The following is a 258-nucleotide window of genomic DNA, read 5'->3' on the forward strand; positions in this document are numbered from 1 at the left end:
CGTCCGTTGGCTGCGCCCACCGCGCGGCTGGCCGTGGGCTGGCCGATGTGGCGTGCCAGCTGCACGTAGCTCCAGGCTTCGCCGAACGGAATGTCGGCCAGCGCCTTCCATACGCGCAGCTGGAACCCGGTGCCGTGCGGGGCCAGGGGCAGGTCGAAGCCGCTGCGTTCGCCGCGCAGAGACTGCAGCAGCTGGGTGCGCGCTTCGCGGAGCGCATGCGCATCGCGCTGCCACTGTGCGCGGCCCTTGGCGTCGTAG

The 258-nt window shown here is 72.5% G+C and carries 1 protein-coding gene; it reads right to left on the minus strand.

The genetic code is table 11. The features are described from left to right. On the minus strand, nt 1-258 hold a 258-nt coding region (locus ACQG3P_RS20315), incomplete at both ends, for a methylated-DNA--[protein]-cysteine S-methyltransferase (protein ID WP_426806050.1).

Origin of the sequence: Stenotrophomonas sp. SrG, from assembly GCF_050031795.1 — a bacterium.
GTDB classification, from domain to species: Bacteria; Pseudomonadota; Gammaproteobacteria; order Xanthomonadales; family Xanthomonadaceae; genus Stenotrophomonas; species Stenotrophomonas rhizophila_A.